18 protein-coding genes and 1 pseudogene are annotated in these 21,532 nt (G+C 59.1%); 8 read left to right on the forward strand and 11 right to left on the reverse strand.

Translation table 11 applies throughout. The features are described 5' to 3' along the window. Positions 1-15 precede the first annotated feature (15 nt). From D0B54_RS01850 to D0B54_RS01880, 7 genes and pseudogenes are all read right to left on the reverse strand, one after another. A complete protein-coding gene (locus D0B54_RS01850; protein WP_117288655.1) occupies positions 16-651 on the reverse strand; it encodes a vWA domain-containing protein in 636 nt (211 codons plus the stop codon). Between the two features lie 25 nt (positions 652-676). Beyond that, positions 677-1,291, reverse strand: a pseudogene (locus D0B54_RS01855) (TerD family protein); the annotation flags it as partial. A 30-nt stretch (positions 1,292-1,321) separates the two neighbouring features. Then, positions 1,322-1,963 (reverse strand): vWA domain-containing protein, encoded by a 642-nt coding sequence (locus tag D0B54_RS01860; RefSeq protein ID WP_240433526.1) that lies wholly within the window; start codon positions 1,961-1,963, stop codon positions 1,322-1,324. A 32-nt stretch (positions 1,964-1,995) separates the two neighbouring features. Continuing rightward, positions 1,996-2,547, reverse strand: a complete 552-nt coding sequence (locus D0B54_RS01865; protein ID WP_117288659.1) for a TerD family protein — start codon at positions 2,545-2,547, stop codon at positions 1,996-1,998. 59 nt (positions 2,548-2,606) lie between these two features. Beyond that, positions 2,607-3,653: a DUF475 domain-containing protein gene (locus D0B54_RS01870; protein ID WP_117288661.1), complete on the reverse strand. Its 1,047-nt coding sequence runs from the start codon at positions 3,651-3,653 to the stop codon at positions 2,607-2,609. Between the two features lie 453 nt (positions 3,654-4,106). Further along, entirely contained in the window at positions 4,107-4,832 is a 726-nt protein-coding gene (locus D0B54_RS24100) for a hypothetical protein (protein WP_162932137.1), read from the reverse strand. A 38-nt stretch (positions 4,833-4,870) separates the two neighbouring features. Continuing rightward, entirely contained in the window at positions 4,871-6,112 is a 1,242-nt protein-coding gene (locus D0B54_RS01880) for a hypothetical protein (protein WP_117288665.1), read from the reverse strand. 284 nt (positions 6,113-6,396) lie between these two features. Between D0B54_RS01880 and D0B54_RS01885 the strand changes: the two genes are divergently transcribed. The 4 genes from D0B54_RS01885 (at position 6,397) to D0B54_RS01900 (ending at position 14,062) form a co-directional block, all read left to right on the forward strand. Further along, a complete protein-coding gene (locus D0B54_RS01885; RefSeq protein WP_117288666.1) occupies positions 6,397-7,242 on the forward strand; it encodes an alpha/beta fold hydrolase in 846 nt (281 codons plus the stop codon). Between the two features lie 25 nt (positions 7,243-7,267). Then, positions 7,268-7,783, forward strand: a complete 516-nt coding sequence (locus D0B54_RS01890) for a VOC family protein (protein WP_117288667.1) — start codon at positions 7,268-7,270, stop codon at positions 7,781-7,783. 580 nt (positions 7,784-8,363) lie between these two features. After that, entirely contained in the window at positions 8,364-11,201 is a 2,838-nt protein-coding gene (locus D0B54_RS01895) for a winged helix-turn-helix domain-containing protein (protein ID WP_117288669.1), read from the forward strand. A 302-nt stretch (positions 11,202-11,503) separates the two neighbouring features. Beyond that, positions 11,504-14,062: a TonB-dependent receptor gene (locus D0B54_RS01900; protein WP_117288671.1), complete on the forward strand. Its 2,559-nt coding sequence runs from the start codon at positions 11,504-11,506 to the stop codon at positions 14,060-14,062. Between the two features lie 7 nt (positions 14,063-14,069). Here D0B54_RS01900 and D0B54_RS01905 read toward each other — a convergent pair whose 3' ends face one another. Further along, entirely contained in the window at positions 14,070-15,314 is a 1,245-nt protein-coding gene (locus tag D0B54_RS01905) for an MFS transporter (protein ID WP_240433609.1), read from the reverse strand. Positions 15,315-15,687: 373 nt separating this feature from the next. Here D0B54_RS01905 and dps point away from each other — a divergent pair, with 373 nt between their 5' ends. Continuing rightward, on the forward strand, positions 15,688-16,170 hold the full coding sequence (gene dps, locus D0B54_RS01910) for a DNA starvation/stationary phase protection protein Dps (protein WP_117294977.1): 483 nt from the start codon (positions 15,688-15,690) through the stop codon (positions 16,168-16,170). A 28-nt stretch (positions 16,171-16,198) separates the two neighbouring features. On the opposite strand, the gene D0B54_RS01915 is transcribed toward dps, so the two are convergent. Further along, positions 16,199-16,690: a cupin domain-containing protein gene (locus D0B54_RS01915; protein ID WP_117288675.1), complete on the reverse strand. Its 492-nt coding sequence runs from the start codon at positions 16,688-16,690 to the stop codon at positions 16,199-16,201. Between the two features lie 11 nt (positions 16,691-16,701). Further along, the gene (locus tag D0B54_RS01920) at positions 16,702-17,658 is read right to left on the reverse strand and encodes an alpha/beta fold hydrolase (protein ID WP_117294979.1); all 957 of its coding nucleotides are present in this window, start codon (positions 17,656-17,658) and stop codon (positions 16,702-16,704) included. A gap of 317 nt (positions 17,659-17,975) precedes the next feature. Between D0B54_RS01920 and D0B54_RS01925 the strand changes: the two genes are divergently transcribed. From D0B54_RS01925 to D0B54_RS01935, 3 genes are read left to right on the forward strand one after another with little or no spacing between them, the layout of a single operon-like run. Beyond that, positions 17,976-18,512 (forward strand): helix-turn-helix domain-containing protein, encoded by a 537-nt coding sequence (locus tag D0B54_RS01925; protein ID WP_117288676.1) that lies wholly within the window; start codon positions 17,976-17,978, stop codon positions 18,510-18,512. A 56-nt stretch (positions 18,513-18,568) separates the two neighbouring features. Continuing rightward, positions 18,569-19,333: an SDR family oxidoreductase gene (locus D0B54_RS01930; RefSeq protein ID WP_117288678.1), complete on the forward strand. Its 765-nt coding sequence runs from the start codon at positions 18,569-18,571 to the stop codon at positions 19,331-19,333. Between the two features lie 24 nt (positions 19,334-19,357). Continuing rightward, complete coding sequence (locus tag D0B54_RS01935; RefSeq protein WP_205527242.1) at positions 19,358-20,353, forward strand: alpha/beta fold hydrolase; 996 nt, start codon at positions 19,358-19,360, stop codon at positions 20,351-20,353. A 38-nt stretch (positions 20,354-20,391) separates the two neighbouring features. Here the strand turns inward: D0B54_RS01935 and D0B54_RS01940 are convergent, their stop codons facing one another. After that, on the reverse strand, positions 20,392-21,519 hold the full coding sequence (locus D0B54_RS01940; protein ID WP_117288683.1) for a lipid A deacylase LpxR family protein: 1,128 nt from the start codon (positions 21,517-21,519) through the stop codon (positions 20,392-20,394). Positions 21,520-21,532: the final 13 nt, after the last annotated feature.

Raw genomic sequence — 21,532 nt, forward strand, 5'->3', positions numbered from 1 at the left:
TCCGGGGCGCGGGTTTCAGATCACCAGCAGGATTTCAGCCGGCGGCGGCGGCAGTGCGCTGGCGCCCTCGGTGCCCTGGCTGCGGCTGCCGCTGCTGACCGCGGCCGACACCCACTTGAAGAAGCTGGTGAAGGAGGCGCTGTCCATGGTGTCGAGGCTGAACACGCGGTCGGTCAGCTGCAGCAGGTATTCCTGCTTGGCCTTGGGGCCGGCGGCGCAGCCGATGATGTTGCCGAACGGCCGGCGCTTGATCTGCACCAGCTGCTCCTCGAACACCTGCAGGTCGGTAGGGCTGCCGTCGGTCATCACGAACAGCAGCGGCGCCCAGTCGCCCTTCTCGTCGGAACTGCTGCGGCGCAGCTCGCGGTCGATCTGCTCGCACAGGGTTTCCAGGGCCTTGCCGAGGAAGGTGGGTCCCGACTCCGGCGTGGTGATCTGCGGCAGGTGCAGCTGGTCCAGCGGCGTCAGCGGCACCACCACCTTGACGTCGGCGTCGAAGGTCATGATGCAGACGTGGACGGTCTCCAGCGCGGAGGGGTCCTGGCGCAGCGACGCCACCAGCGCCTGCAGGCCGACGTTGACCGCGGCGATGGGTTCGCCGCGCATGGAGCCCGAGGTGTCGAGCAGCAGGTAGACCGGCAGACGGCGCATGATGTTTCTCAGGCGGAGGGGGGAGGTACTGGTCGCGCAGGATCGGCACGAAGGAATCGGCGCGGTAGGGCTGCAGCAGCGCCTTGAACTCCCAGCCAGAGGCGTTGCGGTTGAGTTCGGCGAACACCAGCGAGCACATGTTGGCGGTTTCCGGGCTGGCCGACAGGTCGGCCCGCGCCATCTCCTTGCCGCGCGCGTCGACCGCGCGGATGAAGGCATTGCTCACCTTGCCGAAGTGCTGCTGCTTCTGCTCGCCCTGGTAGATGCAGACCAGGAAGACGATCTTGGTGATCTCGTCCGGCATGGTGTTGAGGCGGGCGATGATCTGCTCGTCGTCGCCGTCACCGGCGCCGGTGCGGTTGTCGCCGGTGAGCCAGATCTGGCCGGAGGGGTGCTTCTGGTTGTTGAAGAACACCACGTCGCCGCCGACCAGCTTCTCGCCGAGGCGGTGCACCTTGCCGTCGGCCTGGCAGAGGAAGGCGATGGCGTCCAGATCGTAGTCCTCCTGCTTGGCGAACAGGCCGCCGAGCAGGCCCTTGGGCTTTGCGATGTCCCAGCCCAGGCCCAGGGTGACCTGCGACAGGTCATGCTCGGACTTGGCCAGGTTGATGCCTTGACCCTTCTTCAGATTGATGCCCACGCGAATCTCCGACGGTTGGTTGGACAGCGGTCAGACGACGAGGTTGATTTCCTTGGGCGGCGGCGGCAGGTCGTTGAGGCCGATGACCTCCTTGCCCGCCTGCTCCACCTTCTGGCTGCCGGTCGAGATCGACGCCGACACCCACTTGAAGAACGCCTTGATGGTGGCGGTGTCCGCCGTGTCGAGCTTGACCACGATCTCGGTGATGTCCTTGAGCAGGGTCTCGTCGGCCTGGTGGCCGGCGGCGCAGGCGATGATGGCACCGGTCTTGCGCGTCTTGAGCTCGGCCAGGCCCGCCTTCCAGTCGTCGGTGGGGACGCCGTCGGTCATCAGGAACACCAGCGGCTTCCAGTCGCCCTTGGTGTCGGCGGTGGTCTTGCCCACTTCCTGGTCGATGCGCGTGGCCAGCAGGCGCAGCGCCTCGCCGAGGCTGGTGGAGCCGCTGGCGACCAGCGCCGGCGGCTGGAACATCGCCAGTTCGGTCAGCGGTACCAGCACGGTGGCGGTGGCGCCGAAGCCGATCACCGACAGGTGCGCAGTCTCGAGGGCATAGGGATCCTGGCGCAGGGTCGACACCAGCAGCTGGACGCCGTTCTTCACCGCCTCGATGGGTTCACCCATCATGGAGCCGGAGGTATCGAGAACGAGGTAAACGGGTAGTTTGCGGGCCACGGCTGCTCCTGAGGCTAGATGAGTTTTCTGTACTACTGGTAGCGGTTGACCAGTTCCTCCAGGCCACCGCGATATCCCTTGCCCAGCGCTTCGAAGCGCCAGCTGCCGTCACGGCGATAGAGACGGCCCAGTTCCACGGCCGTCTCCACGCTGAAATCCTCGTCGAGTTCGTACTTGGCGAATTCGGCGCCGCTGTCGAGGTCGTACAGGCGCACGAAGGACTGCCGCACCTGGCCGAAATTCTGCCGCCGCGTCGCCGCGTCGTGGATCGACACGCAGAACAGGATTTCCTGCACCCGCGCATCGACCATCGACAGGTCCACGCTCAGCGTCTCGTTGTCGCTGTTGCCGCCGCCGCGCTGGTCGTCGCCGCTGGACTTCACCGCCGTGTCCGGCGAGGCGAGGTTGTTGTAATAGACAAAGAACTCGTCCGCCGGCAGCTTCTGGTTGGCGCCGAGCATGAACGCCGTGGCGTCCAGGTCGTAGTCGGTGCCCTGGGTGGTATTGGCCTGCCAGCCCAGGCCCACGCCTACGCGCACCAGCGAAACGTTGACCCTTTGTCCCTTCTGCAGATTGATCGCCATGCCTGCGCTCTCGCGGTTCGATGGTTTTTGCCAATGTTGACTTGAGGAGTGCCCGCCGCTCAGACCGACGCGGCGCCCGATTCTTCCGGGTGGGCCTTGCGGTGCCGCACCGACGACCATACCGAGGCGACGATGAAGGCCACGCCGATCAGTCCGGTGAAGACCTCGGGGACGTGCGCCACGGTGCCGACCAGCATGATCACGGCCAGCACGCCGATCGCGTAGTGCGCGCCATGCTCCAGGAAGATGTACTGGTCCAGGGTGCCGCGATGCACCAGGTACACGGTCATCGAACGCACGAACATCGCGCCGATGGCCAGGCCCAGCATGATGATGACCACGTCGCGGGTGATGGCGAAGGCGCCGATGACACCGTCGAAGGAGAACGACGCGTCCAGCACTTCCAGGTACAGGAAGCTGGCGAAGCCGGCACGCTGCACGCCCTGCACCACGGCGTCACCGGTCGACTCGTTCTCGAACAGCGCACCGAGCGCGTCGACGGCCAGGTACAGGATGATGCCGGCGATGCCCGCGCCCAGCACCGGCAGGTGCAGTTCGGCCGGCAGCCACCAGCGGGTGGAGAAGATCACGCCCAGCGCGATCAGCACGCTGACTTCATCGAACTTGGCGGCGCGGGCCAGCTTGGTCTCGATCCAGCGCAGCCAGTGCACGTCCTTCTCGTTGTCGAAGAGGAACTTCAGGAACACCAGCAGCAGGAACATGCTGCCGAAGGCGGCGATGACCGGGTAGGCGCTGTTCAGCAGCGCCGAGTACTCCTCGGGGTTCTCCAGTGCCATCTTCATGACCGGCAGCGCACCCTGCCCGGTGGAGACGCTGACGATGACGATCGGGAACACCAGGCGCATGCCGAACACCGCGATCAGGATGCCCACGGTGAGGAACAGCTGGCGCCAGAACTCGCTCATGTCCTTGAGCACACCGGCGTTGACCACGGCGTTGTCGAAGGACAGGCTGACTTCCAGCACGGCCAGCACGCAGACCAGCCAGATCGCGGGCAGCAAGCCCATCGGCGAGTTGTGGCCCCACCAGGCGGCGGCGGCCACGCAGATGGCGGTAACGATAAAGGAAAGCCTGAATTCGCGCACAACGCCCCCTTAGGCGGATGCCTGATTGAAAATCCGCGGATTGATGAAAACTGCCGGTTTCTCGAGGCAGCGATCCGCCACTTTTTTCCTGCGGCGCAGCCGCGGCGGACGAAACGGCTCAACCGTAGCAAATCGGTCCGCTCCACGCTACCAGACGACTGAGTCAGGTTGCTGTCGCCGGAGTATGGGAGCTGTGTATCACGCGGGCGTTCCCGCTGGATGAAACGGCCTGGCCGCGGTGTCGCTGTGCCCCGGGCGGCAATGCCCGTCATTGCGGAATGCATCCGGCCCCGCCACCGGGGCCGGGAGCCCGGCCACAGCGTCGGAATGGACGAAGCGGGCGCCGCGTGTTCGCCTGAATATAATCGTAAGCAATTGATTTAATTTACTATGGTTGGGTCCGGCGGCAGCAGCAGCTTGGCCCGCTCCACGGCCGTTGCCCTATCCCCCAAGTTATAGCTTCCTGGCCACGAATGGCAATGAAAGGGGCCGTTCGCATCGAACCTGGCTAACTGCGACGGCTTCGAACGGGGCGCACTGCCGGTTGCCGGCGGGATCCTCGAGATCCGGATGAACCATGATGCTGTATTCGCCGCTGCTCCAGGCCTTACTCGGGCGGAAGTACCACTGCGTTTCAGCAGCTTCCAAGTGCGTCACCCCTTGAACTCTGGTGCCGTCAGGATCGCGAACAATGATGAGATTCTCCGCCGTCGAGCTGATCGGCGAGTCCATGCTGAGCTTTAGAAGGTCACGTGTACCGCGGGCCGGTGGCACAAGGACCCAGTTCGACGTTTGGAGGGCTTGGGTGATCGGCGGGCCGATCAGCCACGTTTTTCGAAGAGGAGTCGAAATGCTTGGGTCGTCAAAAGTGAAAGTGACGGTCGACCCGGCGTGGAGGGCGCGCCCGACCTCCAGATTTGCAGAGACACCCGACTTGACCCGACCAGGATGCATCAGAATTGTCAGACGTTTCTGATCGGGGCTGAGCAACGGAAGATCGAGAAAGGGCCGATCGATTTCCGTGCCCTGTGCGTCATAGAGCTTGGTGCTTTCCGCGCTCGGAGATGTGCGTATCGGCTTGGCGAATCGAATTTCTATACGCAGGAGATTCTCGGGGATCGAAGGGCCTGACGGATAGATAGTTCCGTCAGGCTGAGCTCCAAACGCCACTGGCGCCATGAAGAGCGCCAGCAGCGTGCATATGGGGAGTGTCCCTCTCACTTCCCCAGTGTGGCCAGATCGGAGAAGCCCTCGTCCGTGCGCAGCGTTTTGTGAGTGCCGCTCCATTGTTCTCCAGGCGGATACTTGAAGCCTGCGAAGTCGTATTCGTTTATGAAATCGCTGAGTCTCAGGAATGCGCCCTTGCGGACCGACACCAATTCCATCGCGCCCGTGGCTTCGTCTCTGCGAAGCGCAGCAAAAAAATCCTTGTCTTGTGACCCAAACTGAGCCAGTCCGGACATGGGAATCGAGGTCGACCTGAGTCCCAGAAGAGGCTCATTCGGCCATTTGATGGGAGTACTCAGCCCTGGCTTGAGAGCTGCTTCTGCAATGGCGGATACAGGCATGAGATCCGCGGATTTGTGCGAGTTGGTAAGGAGCACCATGGGCCCCTGACCGACATCGAAGGTAACCATGTCAACGGGTGCGCTGCCCCAGCCCAGCTCGGCGATGGTCTTTCCCACGATGTGGGCGCCATTCTTCAAATCCTTGAGAGGAATCGTGACCAGGGGCGTGCAGGTGTAGGCAGCGACGAGAGTGGGTACTCCATTCAACGAGGCGATCACCATTTTCCGGATGGGGGCGCGCGTTTCCGTCTGGTTGTGAACCGCGTGATACATCTCGACGCTCGTCGCCGAGCCAGATCCGCTGAAGGGGTAGCTATATACGCGCAGCGTCGAGGCGAAAGACGCATTCGAAAGCCCGGCAACGTACAGTTTTCCTTCGTAGTAGGCCATGTCCGTCACGGTATAGGCCGCTTCGGGAATGTCCCTCCACAGTCTTTTTTCGGCGGCGGGGGCGTCAGTGAGCGCGGCGGATGTCCGGACCGCCTTGTTCAGGTCAATGACGGCGACCCGCCCGGTTGAATCCACCGTGACCAATGCCGGCTTTGGCGTCGATGACTTTTGTTCTACGGAGAGCGCAATGTACGCCAGATTCGAGCCAGGGCGGAATGCCATGTCTTCAAAGCGCAGTTTGTCCGGCTGGGTGTTGAGCGCACGAGCTATGGGATTGGAAATATCCCCCAGATTGAAGGGACCGCTCTGTGCTTTCGCCGGCGGGAGCAACTGAAGCGCGTGAATCTCACCGCCGCGCCAGTCAGCAACAGCCAAGGTATTGGCATCAAGGAACGTCATGTTCCCAACGGACCGGATTGGGCCCGCCGCAGCCAGGCTGCCAAACAAAGCCAGTGAAATGAAAATGACGGCTCGGGGGGCTGCAAATGAACAGCTGCGCATGAGTGCTCTCCTTGAACATCCCCCTACCTGACGGGATGCAACTGGCAGTCGGGTGAACTGCACTATGCTGAAAATGGAGAGAAACGGGCTTGAATGAACGTGCTTTTACGCCGGCTCTTCACTCGTCGGGTTCTCCATAGAAGCACGGATATCCCACACACAGCATGAAGTTTCAATCCTTGTTCCTGATGCGCGATTCATCCTGCCTTCCGGATTTTCTTGAATAGACCGCGACAACCGCTTTTTTGCGCGTTGTTCATCTTCATTCACAGCCAGGAGCGATCATGCTTGCACTCACCCACAAGCGCGCAAAGGTCAATGGCGTTGCCCTGCATTACGTTACGGCCGGCAAAGGCCCCGTAGTCTTGTGCATGCACGGCTGGCCCCAGAATCACCGCGAATTCCTACCCATCATCGAAGCTCTGCATGGGAGCTACAGCTTCATTGCGCCCGACCTGCGTGGCTACGCCGATAGCGACAAACCGTTTGACGGATATGAGCCGAAGACCATTGCAAAGGATATGCTTGACCTCCTGGCGGCTGAGCGGGTGGAAAAGTTCCATATCCTCAGCCATGACTTGGGTGGTCCTCCCTCGGTGGCTCTGGCCTACCTGGCTTCAGATCGAGCCCTGTCACTGGCGACGATCGAAACGCCGTTCTTCGGCCTCAGTTTCCCCGGCTATGTCGATCCGCGCGTGGCGTACTGGCATTTGGGCATGCATATGAATATGGACATCACGCGCTTCCTGATTGAAGGGCGTGAAGAGCAGTACCTGCGCCATTTCTTCCGGGATTTCGCATACAACCCGAGTGCCATTCCGGAGGAGGATGTTCGAGCCTATGCGACGCAGATGCGCCAACCGGGCAATCTGCGCGCCAGCCTGAATCACTACGGCTACATCCCACAGATGGGAGCCCAGACGGCTGAACTCACAAAGACCAAGTTATCCGTGCCGATGTTAGCTTGGGCGGGTCGCGTGTCGTTTGGCGATCATTGCTATGACTGCGCCAAGGCTATCGCCACCAACGCCAAGGGCGGCGTGATCGAGGAGTGCGGCCACTGGGTATTTGAAGAGAAGACTGACTTCATCTGCGAGGAGTTGCGCCGCTTCTGGCAGTCACCCGTCTAGCGCCGCTCATCCTCAGGCAAAAAGCATGAACCACTCGATCCATTCTTCAGGAATAAGGCAAGCGGATCATACGGGCTTCACTGTGTCGTCATTGGACGAATCCCTGCGCTTCTGGATTGAGGTGCTTGGGTTCCGCCTGGCCACCAAAGCTCACTACCCCGCCAGCGCATTCCTCGATAACCTTGTTGGCGTAGAGGGCGCGGAACTAACGCTGGCAATGGTAGAGGCTCCTGATGGTCATTTGGTAGAACTATTGGAGTACCAGGCCCCATCAGATCGAAAGGAGATTCATCCGCGATCATGCGATGTTGGTTCGGTACACCTCGCTTTCCTGGTTGATGATTTGGCCGAGTTGCTCACGCGCTGTGAAGCGGCGGGATGGCCCCCTCTCGGCGAGATCCAGACAGTTCGCGGGGGAGTTCGCGATGGCTTGAGTCTCGCCTATGTGCGTGGCCCGGATGGCGTCACTCTCGAATTCCTCCAACCCCCTCGCGGCATCGATCGTGCGGCCGTTCAGTGGAAAAATTCACTAAATGAATAGCGAGGCTTCGAATTCGCTGCGGGCACTCTGGAAACTTCGATGTCCGCCCGGCGTGAGTCTCGGCGGGGCTTGGAGTTCGGTGGCAACCGCATAGGTCTTTGCTGCCCACTGTCTCCCATAGGGGCAGCCTGGGCGGAGACCATTCCGATATCTCCACGCCGCCGTACTGGCTGCGCCAAAGGTAAAAGCTGGCCCTGGAGAAGCCGTTCCCTCGGCCCAAATCCCTGAGCCCCCCCGGCATCCGCTTCGCTCAGAAAGCCAACGGTCTGCTCTCCGCAGTACCCCTTCTTTACGTCCAATCTCCCGTTGTGGTGGATTGGGCTCCGAGTGCCAGTGCTACCCCCCAATCGGGGGGGATGTCGCGCCAACCACTCAGGGAAACGCGTTCGTCCATCACTTAAGCAGTTATTTACATTGCAAATAATTTTCATCCAAGTCATCGATGTGTCCGACACAATAGTGCCGATCCCCCAATAATCGCGACCAAGAATCCAACTCCAAGCGATCTCCCACTAAAGCGTTCTTGTTCTTGAATGGAGTTGAGTTAAGGCTCGCGAAAAAACGACCTGGATTTGAGTTCATGCCTGTCAAGCCATCATGCCTGGAGTTTGGCCGATTCAAGATTCTTCGTCACAGGAGAGAATTTCTCGCGGATGGTTGTCCGGTTGATTTAGGCAGCCGAAACTTCGATCTACTACTGTCGCTAGTAGAAGCGCGCGGAGAAACGGTCAGCAAGAATGAGTTGCTGAGCAAAGTATGGCTGGGACGAATAGTCGAAGAGAACAGTCTCCAAGCAGGAATCTCCAGCCTTAGAAAGGTGCTGGGGGCCGATAGGGACCTTATCCGGACTGTCGCTGGCTACGGATATCAATTCGTCGGCGATGTGAGTGAATCCAGGATGCAGGGTGCCGCTGGGGCGCAAACAGCGAATCTTCCGGCTGCCGTCTCAACGCTCATCTCGCGCGAGGGGGCCTTGTCGGATATTGAGGAAATTTTCCGGAACCATCGGCTTGTTACCCTCACTGGGGCAGGCGGTATTGGGAAGACTCAGCTTGCGCTTCATGCCGCAAGGGCGATGGCCCCAATGTTTTCGGACGGCGTTCGATTTGCCGATCTGGCACCGCTGGCCGACCCAAACCTCTTGCCGTCGTCAGTCGCGATGGCCCTCGGCTTGCCGCCGAGCGCGTTGAGCGTGGATCGAGTTGTTGCCTCGATCGGCCACAAGAACTATCTATTTGTTCTCGACAACTGCGAGCACATGGTCAGCAGTGCCGCAGCCATGGTCGAACAGCTGATGCGCGCCGCGCCACAGTTGCGTGTTTTGTGCACCAGTCGAGAACCACTTCGGCTCGATGGAGAGCAGATCTATCAGGTGCAGCCGTTGGACGTGCCAACTGACGGTATCGAAAATCTGGAAGAAGTACTTTCAACCGGATCCGCAAAATTGTTTGTGTCTCGCCTGCACTCAGCGCAGGCAGCCTTTACTCCGGATCAAAGGCACGCAAAAACAATAGGGGTTCTATGTAGGCGGCTGGATGGCCTTCCGCTCGCAATTGAATTCGCAGCGGCGCGCGCAGCAACCATCGGGATCGACGAGCTCACCCGGCGTCTGGATAACCGCTTCCGGCTACTGGCTGGCGGACACAGGACTGCACTTCCTCGGCATCAAACCTTGCGAGCCGCTCTCGATTGGAGCTACGAGCTCTTGACAGAATCTGATCGCCAATCGCTCTCCAGTCTTGCAGTCTTCGCCGGTTCTTTTACGCTTGAGGCAGCAAGCGCTGTCCTCGCCAGCTCGGACGCCGATTCCACAGACGCCTTGGATAGCATCGCAAGCCTTTCCCAGAAATCGCTGATTTCAATTCAGGCCGGCGATGAGAATGCTCCATATCGGCTGCTGGAGACAACCCGCGCTTATGCATTGGAGAAGCTCGGTGAGCGCAACGACGCACAACAGGTCGCGCGGCGCCATGCGACCTATCATATGGCCGTTGCGAGGCGCTCGGCGGAAGAATGGGAAGTGGAGCCGCTCGCAGAGTGGATCACCAGGTACGCTCGATTGGTTGACGATGTTCGTCTGGCGTTGGATTGGGCGTTCGCTCCGGAGGGAGAAGCGGGCATAGGCATCGAAATTGTCATTGCCATGGGGCCGCTGTGGCGACAGTTCACTCTCGTAGACGAGTGGAGGACACGTATAGATCAGGCGCTGCGCGCTGCTCAGTCATGTGCGCAAAGCGATTCTCGGGTCGCCATGCAGCTCGGCATAGCAGAAGCACAGGTGCAAATGGGCACCTTCCTTTCAGTCGTTGAATTGGAGGCCAGGTATCGCCATCTTCTTCAGATTGCGGAAGGCCTGGGGGACTGCCGATACCAGATGTTTGCTTTGATCAGTCTGGTCGGCAACCGGCTCGGCGATTTGGATTGTTCAGCAGCTCTGAAATACACAGAGCGATACTGTTGTTTGGCATCATCTCAGGTAGATCCTGTCTGGGCATCAGCCGGGGACGTCCTGATGGCGATGATCCTGAGCCTCATGGGTGAGCAGCGTCGGGCGAAGCTCTACCTCGATCGTTGCCCCCGACAAAAAACCGTCCGGATGCAGCGCATACCATTTTTCCGCTCCGATCGGGATTCTTACTTAAACACTCATGCGCGGGTGCTCTGGCTTCAGGGTTTCGCCGATCAAGCGATTCAAACGGCAAGTGGTCGTCTCGACGAGGCCTCTGACAGCACTGCCGACGTTCTGAAGCTCTGCTATCGATACCAATATGCCGCCTACCCGGTGGCCATGTTGAGTGGGGATTTGCGAATGGCGGAAGAGACCGCCATGTCGCTACTTAACCTGGCAACAAAATACGCGCTGCCTCTGCAAGTTGCATGGGCTCGATGTTTCGCCGCTGCACTGGAAGTGAGACGCGGTGCGTACCCTGCACTCCAGCGTCTTCGAACGGGAATTGAGGAACTCGTTGCTGCCAAACAGCCAATGGGGTGCGAGCATCTTACGATCGAACTTGCAGCGGGGCTGTGGAAGTGCGGTAAAGATGCCGAAGCACTGGAGGTGATCGACAGCGCCCTCGCGGAGGCCGAACGGACCGGGGCGCGATGGTGCAAGCCAGAACAGCTACGGATCAGGGGCGAAATCTTACTTGCTCGCGGCGGCCAACTGGCGCTCGCTGAGGCCGAGAATTGCTTCAGGCTGTCGCTGGATCTGGCGGCTCAGCAAGAAGCCTTGTCGTGGGAGCTCAGGACCGCAGTAAGCCTGGCGCGTCTACGGCAGCTGCAGGGAGATTCAAAAGGGGGAGCGACCTGCCTGCAAGGGATTTATCATCGATTCACAGAAGGCTTTTCCACAACGGACCTCGTAGCGGCAAAGGCACTCCTGGATATTCTACAAGCCCCCGCGGTTGTTGAGGCCTAGCGGCATGTCTTCCGCCTGGAACCCCTGTTCCCTCAACGGTGGATGGCTCGGGTTGGCCCGAGTGGTTGCCCAGCAACAATCAGGCAGTATTGCTCCGGCCCGTAGCGAGCACGGACGTTCTATGCCCCCTTCGGAAGGAGCGAATAGCTATGCGGCCGATTCTTGGGAGGTCATGCTCAATCTACTGACGAAGATATACCCGTGATACTGTTTCTGCCGTGTTGCTCGAGTTGCGGCTAGGACGGCGCGGGTCTCGCGGACAAAGAAAGGCTCCAGAAAAAAGAAAAGTGAAAGGAGGGGGCATGGACAGATTCGCGCTGGCGGCGCATGGATCCCCGCCAGTCACTGTTCGCGCATTTTTGCCCGGATGGTCTGCAAGGGGGCTATTTGTGGCGTTCACCATTTCCCTCAACTTCGTGCATGTTTGCACTGCTTCTGCGGGTCAGCCACACGTGGTGGAGGGAACGGCCGCCTCGGAAGCCCAAGCTGAAGATCAAGAGCCATCGGCTCGGTCCACTCCCACTGGGTCTCCAGGGACGGCTGACGTGCCGGGGAGCGGGTCTGGCGACGCGGAGTCTGAAGACGGACGCGATTCAAGCGAGCTGCAAAAGGCCCGGGAATCGCAGGTAGAGAGTACAGAGGCCATCACACTCCCGCCGGTCATCGTGACCGCGCGGCGCTACGAAGAAAGCGCACAGGATGTTCCGATTGCGATCAGCCCCTTTAGCTCAAGCGATCTTCGGGAGAGGAACATTTCAAACGCAGAAGATCTGGCGATGTTCGTGCCTTCGCTTGTGATAAACAACAACGCCGGTCAGGGCTCCGCTTTTGTAATCCGCGGCCAAGGGTCATCAATGGGGGCGGGTCCAGGGGTTGCCACCTATTTTTCCGAGGTGCCGCTCATCAATGGACAAAACGCAGCCGGGTCATTCGATCACGGTGGCTTCGGCGCCGGGGAATTCTTTGATGCCAAAAGTGTCGAGGTGTTGAGAGGGCCACAAGGGACCTTATTCGGGCGCAACACAACAGGCGGAGCGGTCCTGTTTTCTCCGCAGATGCCATCGGACAGATTGGGGGGATACGGCCAACTGACGCTTGGGAACTTCAACGCGCGTGGATTTGAGGCTGCCATCAGCATCCCCATCGCGGGCGACAAACTCGCAGTCAGAGTCTCAACCAATCTGGGTTATCGGGATGGATATACCAAGGATGTCGGGCCTTACTTTGCAGGGCGGGACTATGACGACCGGAACAGCCAAAGTTACCGCATGTCGATTCTCTATCGTCCCATTCCCGCGTTCGAGAACTCCCTGATCGCAACCCTCTCGCGCGTCAATCAACATGGGAAGGGCCACAGCCTGTATGACGTGAAGCCTGGCAGCCTGGCATCGAACGCGTTTCCCGACATATACACCTTTCTCGCGGAGCAGCGGGCACGAGGCCCGCGCTACACCGCCTATTCGTCATTACCAGTCGATCGGCAGTTGGACTACGGCTTTTTCGATATCGCACGATGGGAGGTGACGGACTCACTCACGCTGAAGAATATTGCAGCCTACCAGGTCGAGAAAGATACCACCGGCATTTTTGACTTTGATAACACCAGCTTTCCGATCCAGGACGTAACGGCTCCGCGCAAATGGGCAGGAGCCGGGGCGCAGTTCAACGAGGAGTTGCAACTGGCTGGCACATCATTCGAGAAAAGCCTGAAGTGGGTTGTTGGGGGCTACATGCAGTACAACAGGCCTCTTGGGACGCCAGGATTCAATGTTGCACTGCCTGTTCCGAGTTCCGGTGGCGCCTATACCCCCATTGCTGTAGTTGTCGAGGGAAGTAGCACAAACCGAAGCTATGCCGTGTATGGTCAAGGCACCTACAGGTTCTCTCAGAGGGAGCTGTGGCTTGATGGCTTCAACCTGACAGCCGGGTTTCGGTATACATGGGACAAGGCTTCGCAGAACAGCAATATCTACATACCAACGTTTGGCAATGCATGCGTTGTCACGTCGGGCATGGTGCCGGACTGCGTGGTGTCTCCTGCTGCGACATTCCACGCCCCCACATGGCATGTCGGGTTGGACTACGCCTTCGGCGCTCAGGCTATTGCGTACATCGTCAGCCGTCGCGGATACAAGAGCGGGGGATTCAATGTCCAGACACCGTTGCATGCGACGTTCAGTAAGTTCCAGCCTGAGCATGTAACAGATGTCGAGATCGGAGTTAAGTCAGAATGGGATTTCTTCAGCTACAAGACAAGAATCAATGTGGATGGGTTCATCGCGGACTACAAGGACATTCAACGAACAGTAGCCGCTCAGATCAATGATCTCGTAGCACCGATCGTCGAAAATGCGGCATCCGCAACGATAAAGGGATTGGAGCTTGAGGGGGCTTTGGCGTTTGCTCCTGGCTCGCAGATTTTTCTGTCTGGCTCTTATGTCCTGGCCAAATACAACCGCTTTGAATCTCCTGTGCTCGGAGACTTGTCCGGGACCCCCTTTCCATACGCAGCGAAAAACAAGGTCAGCATTGGCGGGAGCATTCGCCTGCCCCTGAAGCCAGACGTCGGTAACGTTGAGCTTTTCGCAAATTACTCGTACCAGTCATCGATGAAGGGAGATACTCCTCCCCCGCAAACCATCCCCGGATTCGGCTTGGTCAACCTGCGTGCCGAATGGAACGAGGTATTCAGATCGAAGGTCGATCTCTCTCTGTTCGTGACCAACGCCACCGACAAGACGTATATCAACAAGATCCTGCAGACGTACGATGCGTTTGGAGTCACCGGAGCAACCTACGGTGAGCCGAGGATGTTTGGCTGCCAGCTTCGCTATAGGTTCGGGACTGACAGCAGAACCTGAATTGAAATCAGATCGATCGATCTGCACCAGAGAATGCACTTGGAGCAGTTTGTCCATGCTGCGCTGCTCGAGCCGCAAGATAGAAGCAGGGAATTGTGAGTACGAACGGGATCGTCCCTATCAAGGTCGCACTCGTAATGGGCTCCCTCACATTCGCGGAGATGAAAGCCTCTGCCAGGTAACCTACGAAAAGATTCCCCAGTGAATTCCCCAGTAGTGATGTGCAGAGAAGAGCGAAGGCGATCATTGTTGATCGCACGTGAGAGGGTGTTACGCTCTGGATGAACGCGAACAGCGGAGCATATCCGACCGTGAGCAACATGCATTCAATGAACATGCACACATAGAACATCACGCCTGAAGGGTCCATGAATCGATAGATAAATCCAAACGGAGCACAGATGGCGAATACGATTGCGAGGAAGTAGAGATGTCCACCCCTACGCTTCGCCTGCATGTAATCGCCGCCCATCCCACCGATTAACGAACCGGCAATGCCGCCCGCCAGGAACATCGCACCCACGATATTCTGAGCATGGGATTTGTCGAAGCCGCGCTCCTGAACCAGCCAAAGCTGTCCGAGGACTAGGGTTCCGCCGGCAAAAAGCGCCAGGACACCGCCAAGAATCGCAAGGCTTAGCGCTGGCGATCCGACCAGTACACGCCAGGTCTCTCGCAGAAGATTCGCAGTCGATTTCTTTGAGTCCGTGCTCAAGGCATGCCTCTTGGAGCGTTGGTCGGAAAACAACAGTATGGGTAGTGCAAGCAGGACGCCGAAAACTCCAATGGCGGAAAAACAGCTTCTCCACCCCATGGTTGCGCCGTAGGTTCCCGCAGCTATATAGGCGGCGCTGACTCCGATGGGCAGACCGAGATTGAACAGGGCGATCGCCAATGCGCGTCGGTTCCTCGAGAAAAGATCCCCCAACAGTCCGAGTGCTGCAGGCGAAAGGGCGGATTCCCCAATCCCGCTCAGCGTGCGAGCAGCGAGCATCTGTGAAAAATTGGTAACCGCTCCTGTAGCCGCCATGATTACACTGCTGACCAATGCACCCGCCGCAATAAGACGTGGTCGATTCAGGCGATCGGCCAAGGTCCCCATTGCGAGGCCGGACAGGGCGAAGAAGAAGGTGAAGGCGAATCCTGTAAGCAAACTGAACTGCACGAGGCTCAGGCGCAGGTCCGCGATAATGTCAATTGAAAACGCATGCATCAGGCAGCGATTGGCGATACTCAGAGAGTTGAGCAGCACCAACAAGAGAAGGACCCCCCAACTCCAAGTCGCAGCGCGGAGGACGCCAGGTCCGCCGCCTTCTTTGGCTTCGTGGCTTTGGTCGCTGGGTCCCCCAAATTCAGGCGCCTCTTGTTGCGAATTGTCCTGCACGGATTCAACCTTCACTCAGGGGTAACTTGGCACCTATGAGATTAAGCTACTTCTGGGAGTGCTGTGGATAACCCGGCCATTGGTAGCGCTTGGGGACTTGCTCGGTGACAGGGGGCAGGATTGGGGGCGCTCAAAACAGGATACTCGCCCTGTATAGAAGCGCACGAACGTACTACCCCACTCCCGCAACAACGGCCACCCTATGTTGCTCACGCGCCCCATTGGTCTTGCGGAGATCACCATGTACGACACGAGAATCGATCTTTCAATATCCATCCGCGAAAAGATTATTCCCTTGCTGCAGGATCGACTCGCTGATGCTGTTGATCTATTTACCCAGGTCAAACATGCTCACTGGAACGTCAAGGGTCCCCACTTCATTGCACTCCATGAACTCTTCGACAAACTCGCCGAGGTCGTCGAGGAGCATGGCGACATGCTGGCGGAGCGGATTACCGCCTTAGGTGGGCGCGCCGACGGTACCGCCCGGCTGGTAGCCGCACGCTCCGCACTGGCGGATTTTCCGCTGGAGATCATCGATGGGCTCCACTATGTCGCTGCGGTCGCCGACAGATTGGCTCTGTTTGGCAAGGCGGCACGCAATGCGATTGATCGTTCGAGTAATCTTGGCGATGCCAATACTGCCGATCTCTTCACTGAAATATCGCGTGAGATCGACAAGCAGCTGTGGTTCATCGATGCCCATCTTCAGGCGGAACGCTAATGGGCATCGGCATGTTCTTGCCCGGACCTTACTTCTTGATTGAGGGGTCGTTTTTCGGATCTTCGTAGTGCGTTCCCGTCGGGCCGATGCCGGTGATATTCACAACGGCGGGCTCGCTGCCGGTTTGCGCGAAGTGGGGATCATCCCGCGGCTCGGTATAGAAGCTGCCCGCAGTCAGAACCTTCAGCGCCGAGCTATCGAAACGCTGGCCATAGCCGAATCTCCAGACTCCTGAGACGACCGTGACAGTCCGGCCATCCGGATGATGATGGGCCTGTATGGTTGTGCCAGCGGGCACTCTCAGTTGAATCGTGTAAAGCCCAGGTTGCGACGGGTTCCCGTGTAGAACTACGGTTCGTATGCCTGCCACGCCGGAACTACCCACTCCTGGCACTGCCTGGACCTTGCTGTCGATTTCGTCTGGAGTAAATCGGTCCCGGATCGGGCCGCCTTCCGCGGCGATGACCCCGCACATCAAGACAAGAACTACAACCGCAAATGCTTTCGTGATGGATTGCATGGTCATCTCCACTACTTGTTGAGGAACTCAAGAAGCAGAGGAATGACCTGCGCCGGCGCTTCATCCATCAACCAGTGGCCACTTCCTTTGATGACGATGCCTTGCACGTTGCTATCGACGAGCTTGCCCTGGTCGATCAGGAAGGTGCCGGAGGCCCTTTCTCCGGTGAGCACGAGCATCGGCATGTTCAGCTTGACCTTTGACAGTTCCGCGTTGTCCTTCGCGTCCTGCTCGAAAGCCCTGAAGTACTCGAATCCGGCGCGCATGCCGCCAGGCTGCGCATAGGCCTTCGCGTAGAACTGCCGGTCTGCCTCCGACACCGAGTGATTTCGGTCAGCCGCGAAATCGTTCCAGAAGTGCTCGAAGTAGATTCGCTCGCGACCTTTAACCAGCTTGAGCGGCACTTCACCATAGAAATGAAAGTGCCAGAGGTCACGCATCAGCCATACGTTCTTCCAGTCGCCCACGCCAGGCAGGAAAGCATCCATCAGCACAATGCGGTCGACGTCGTCTGGATACTGCGCGGCGTAGGAGTAGGCGACCATCAGGCCGATGTCGTGTCCCACGATCTTCACCTGATGAAAACCCAGGGCCGCGGTCAGCGCGTGGATATCCTGCGCCATGTTCTTCTTTGTGTAGCCGGACTCAGGTTTTGAAGAGCCTCCCGCGCCGCGCAGATCCGGCGCGATGACCGTGTGGGTCTTCGCGAGTTCAGGGATGAGGGGGAGCCACATGCGGCTCGTCTGGGCGTAACCGTGCAGAAGAACAACAGCCGGACCACTGCCTGCGCGCAAGTAGTGCAACTGCACACCATTGACTGAGGCCTCAAGGCTCTGTGGGGCTGGCGATTTGCTTGCGGCATGCGCTGGAGCCTGGAACAGGCCCAATAGAAAAGCAGCGATGAACAGGTAGAGAAACTTGTGCTTGCAGGTGAGTCCCGCACCCAGGCGAAAAGCGTGAGGTTTCATTGTGCCGGCCTCGTTCAGGAGGAGAAGAGCCCACACTTTGTGTCTTCTGGTTGGGCGGGTGCTTGGACTCCGATGCTATCGGTGGTACGGCCGTGCTCGGATACAGCCATCTGCTCAACTTAAGAGGGGCATGCCTCCGTTAATAGTCAAATATTATCAGTTACTTAGCTGAAGCTCTCCGCGAAGCCATTGGCACGAGGACTGGCTACGCTCCGACGCCCGCGTCGAACCAATCAGAACATTTCAGGTTTTTCCAAGGACTCTTTCAGAACCAGGGAATAGCGTCATCCCCGCATCTACAACAACGGGGAAGCCAGATGGACCCAAGTCTGAACATGACGCGCCCAGTCGAAGTCCCGATGCTCGATGCCGGCATGCACCGCCGGAGTACTGCTCAGAGCCGGGGACTCAGCCGGAGAGCACTCTCGAAAGTTTTTTCATACATCGGCGACCGGTTGGGAGAAAAGCTGACTCTTCAGGAGATTGCGAGCACTGCATGCGTGAGTCGCTTTCACTTCGCCCGGCTGTTTCGCCAAAGCACCGGCAGCAGTCCCATGGGCTATCTCCTCAGTGCCCGTATTGCGCGCGCCAAGGAACTGCTGGCAGAAGGCGATCTTTCGATTTGCGAAGTCGCAGCAGTGCTCGGCTTTTGCGATCAAAGTCATTTCTCACGAAATTTCCGGCGTCTGGTCGGAATGACCCCTAGGGATTACGCGCGTCTTCAGGCGGATTCTGAAATTTTTGATGGACGCGATGATTCAGAAACTCGACATGCAGGGGTCTTGGTACGTGATCGAATCGCACCATTGTCCCAATCCACGCAGCCTCATCCAATCGAGTGGCTTTGGCGATGATCTTAACTAGCCAAGGTCGGCTCGATCGTTGAGGCGACATCAGCAGGAGCACCTACGTGAATCGACTAACGGGAAAGGTGGCCATCATCACGGGGGCCAGCTCGGGCATTGGCCGCGCAACCGCCAGGTTGTTCGCGAAAGAGGGAGCAAAGGTCGTGATTGGAGCTCGTCGCAAGAGCGATCTCGACGATGTCGTCGGAGAAATCAGTGCCGACGGCGGTATCGCGCTAGCCCTGGCGGGTGACGTCAGATCAGAGAGCTACGCAAAGGCGTTGGTGGACTTGGCTATCGGCCGCTTCGGCAAGCTGAACATCGCGTTCAACAACGCGGGCACTGTAGGTGAAGGCGGCGACAGCACCCAGCTATCCGAGGCGAGCTGGATGGACGTACTCAACACAAATTTGAGCAGTGCCTTCTTCGGCGCCAAGCACCAAATTCCCGAATTGCTCAAGAAAGCAGGTGGATCGCTCATCTTTACGTCGACTTTTGTCGGATACACTTTCGCATTCCCAGGTAGTGCGGCATATGCGGCGAGCAAATCCGGCTTGATCGGACTTACGCAGGCACTGGCCTGCGAGTTCGGGCCGAAGGGTCTACGCGTCAACTCAGTGCTGCCTGGTGCCGTGGATACACCGATGTACCGCGGTTTGAACAATACGCCCGAATCCCAGGAATTCATTACTGGCTTGCATGCGTTGAAGCGAGTGGCGACGCCCGAGGAACTGGCCATGTCGGTTCTGTATCTGGCGAGCGACGAGGCTTCTTTTGTCACGGGATCGGCCATGCTGGTTGACGGTGGTGCGTCCATCACCAGAAGTTGACCTCACTCCGAGAGAAGGACATCAATGCCATACGTTCCCATTGTGCTCTTCCTGGTCGCGGCGATGGGCGGTGCCGCATTCGCTGCAGATCCAGCAGTCTCGTCACGACATATTGCGACCGGTACCGCCACCCCAATGCCATCAAGCCTTCAGCACCTTGCGGTCGAAGCAAATGGGGTGAGATTGCACTACGTTGTGTCGGGCCAGGGCGAGCCGGTCATCCTGGTTCCCGGCTGGCCGGAGAGCTGGTTCGCGTGGAGGGCGATGATCCCGCAGCTTGTGCAGTCTGGCCGAAAGGTCTACGCCGTCGATCCTCGAGGATTCGGAGATAGCGAGAAAGCGGCCTCCGGCTACGACGCTGATACCATGGCGAATGACTTGCATGCCTTCATCAAGGCGGTGGGCATCGAGGGGCGCGTGGATGTCGTGGGTCACGACGTAGGGACTTGGATCAGCTACTTCCATGCCGCCAAGTTCCCGGGCGACGTTCGTCGCCTGGTATTGAGCGAAGCATCCATCCCCGGTGTGTCTCCGGCGTTCAGCGGGATTCCAAGCGAGGCTCAGAATATCAAGACATGGCATTTCGCATTCAACCGTCTTGATGGCTTGCCGGAGCTCTTGGTTCACGGCCGCGAACGTGAGTTCCTGACCTGGATGTTCACGAAAAAGTCCATGCGCCCATGGACCATCGATGCGGAATCCCTGGATGAATACGTCCGCATCTCTTCCAGTCCCGGAGCTGCGCGCGCCGGGTTTGAGTACTATCGCGAGGCGTTTGGCGAGCAGAGCCTCGCCCAGGCCAAGGCATTGTCGTCGAACAAGCTTTCCATGCCGATCCTGGCGGTTGGCGGTGAGGGAGGGGTCGGCGAATCTCTGGCCAGAACGATTCAGGATGTAGCCACCAATGTTCGCGGCAATGTCTTGACGGGGTGTGGTCACTACATTCCTGAGGAATGCCCTGAGAGGTTCAGCGATGTGATCCTGCAGTTCTGGCGATCCTCGGAGTCGATCGAGCGCTAGATATCTGCGGCCACTTTGAAACGAACCGTCTTCGCCCCTTACAGGTCCCGGCTGAGGAACAGGCTGCCCCAGATGACCTCGCGATCACCGGGGCCATCTTTCAGTTCGGAGCTCTGGTAGCGCATGACGTAGGACAGCCGGTATTCCCGGCTGATCTGCGCAGTGACACCCGCCCAGGCCTCACCGATCAAGGGGCGCAGGTCGCTGTGGCTGTATTCCAGGTCGCTATCCCGGAACTGGCCTTGCAGGAAGGCGTTGTAGGCACGTGCCCGCGCCTTGATGCCACCCCATAGATAGAGCTCGCGCGAACCCGGCCGGATGTCGCTGCCTCCGATCACCGGAGCAGGTTCCGCGATGTACTCGACGCGCTCGGGCGGAAAGCTCCACCAGGGGGTGTTGATGCGACCCCAGCGCAGGGAAAGCGCGGCGCTGGCCTCGGTCAGGTATCCGACGCTGCCCGCCAGCGAATGCTTCAACTCGAACTCGGTGCGTTCGCGCTGGAAGTTGGAGGCGATCAGGGCCTGGCGCGCGACGGTATAGCGGAAGGTCGGTTCGCCGCCGTTGGAAATCTGGTGGTCCCAGCCCTCGGCCTCTGCGATACCCAGGGCACTGTGGATGGCGTTCTGCCCGGCGCGGGCTAGCTTGAGGCCGATGACGCCGATGGAGAAGCTGGTGTGCCAGGCGGGGTCGTCCTTGCTGCGGATGTAGTTGCGGCCGTTGGCCAGGTAGACCAGGCTGGCGTAGGGCCGGTCTCCAGGGATGACGGTGGGGATTTCGATATCGCCCGGCGTGAAGGCGACTACGCCGACCTGCAGGCTGTGCAGGGTGAAGCGGCTGCCGCAGCCCTGCCGCTCGATTCCCAGCAGGCTATCGAGACCGCCGAGCGGCCGGTCCAGAGAGACCCACCACTGTTGTGCGCGGCGCCCGGCGTAGGTGAAGGCGAAGCCGCCCGTATAGTCCTCGTCGCGATTGATCGGTACCAGAACGTCATTGTCGAAATAGGCTGACCAGCCGGCGTTGTATTTCTCCTGTCCATCCGCCTCCAGGGGAATGCCGCGTACCTGGCCCGCAGTGTCCGTGCCGCAGGATTCCGCCAGGGCGGGCAGGCTGTGGCCGACAGCGGCGAGCAGTACCACGGTGGTCAGTTGCAGCTTGCGGCAGGACATGCGCTTCTCCCTG

The sequence above is a fragment of the Solimonas sp. K1W22B-7 genome (genome assembly GCF_003428335.1).
In the GTDB taxonomy this organism is placed as follows: Bacteria; Pseudomonadota; Gammaproteobacteria; order Nevskiales; family Nevskiaceae; genus Solimonas_A.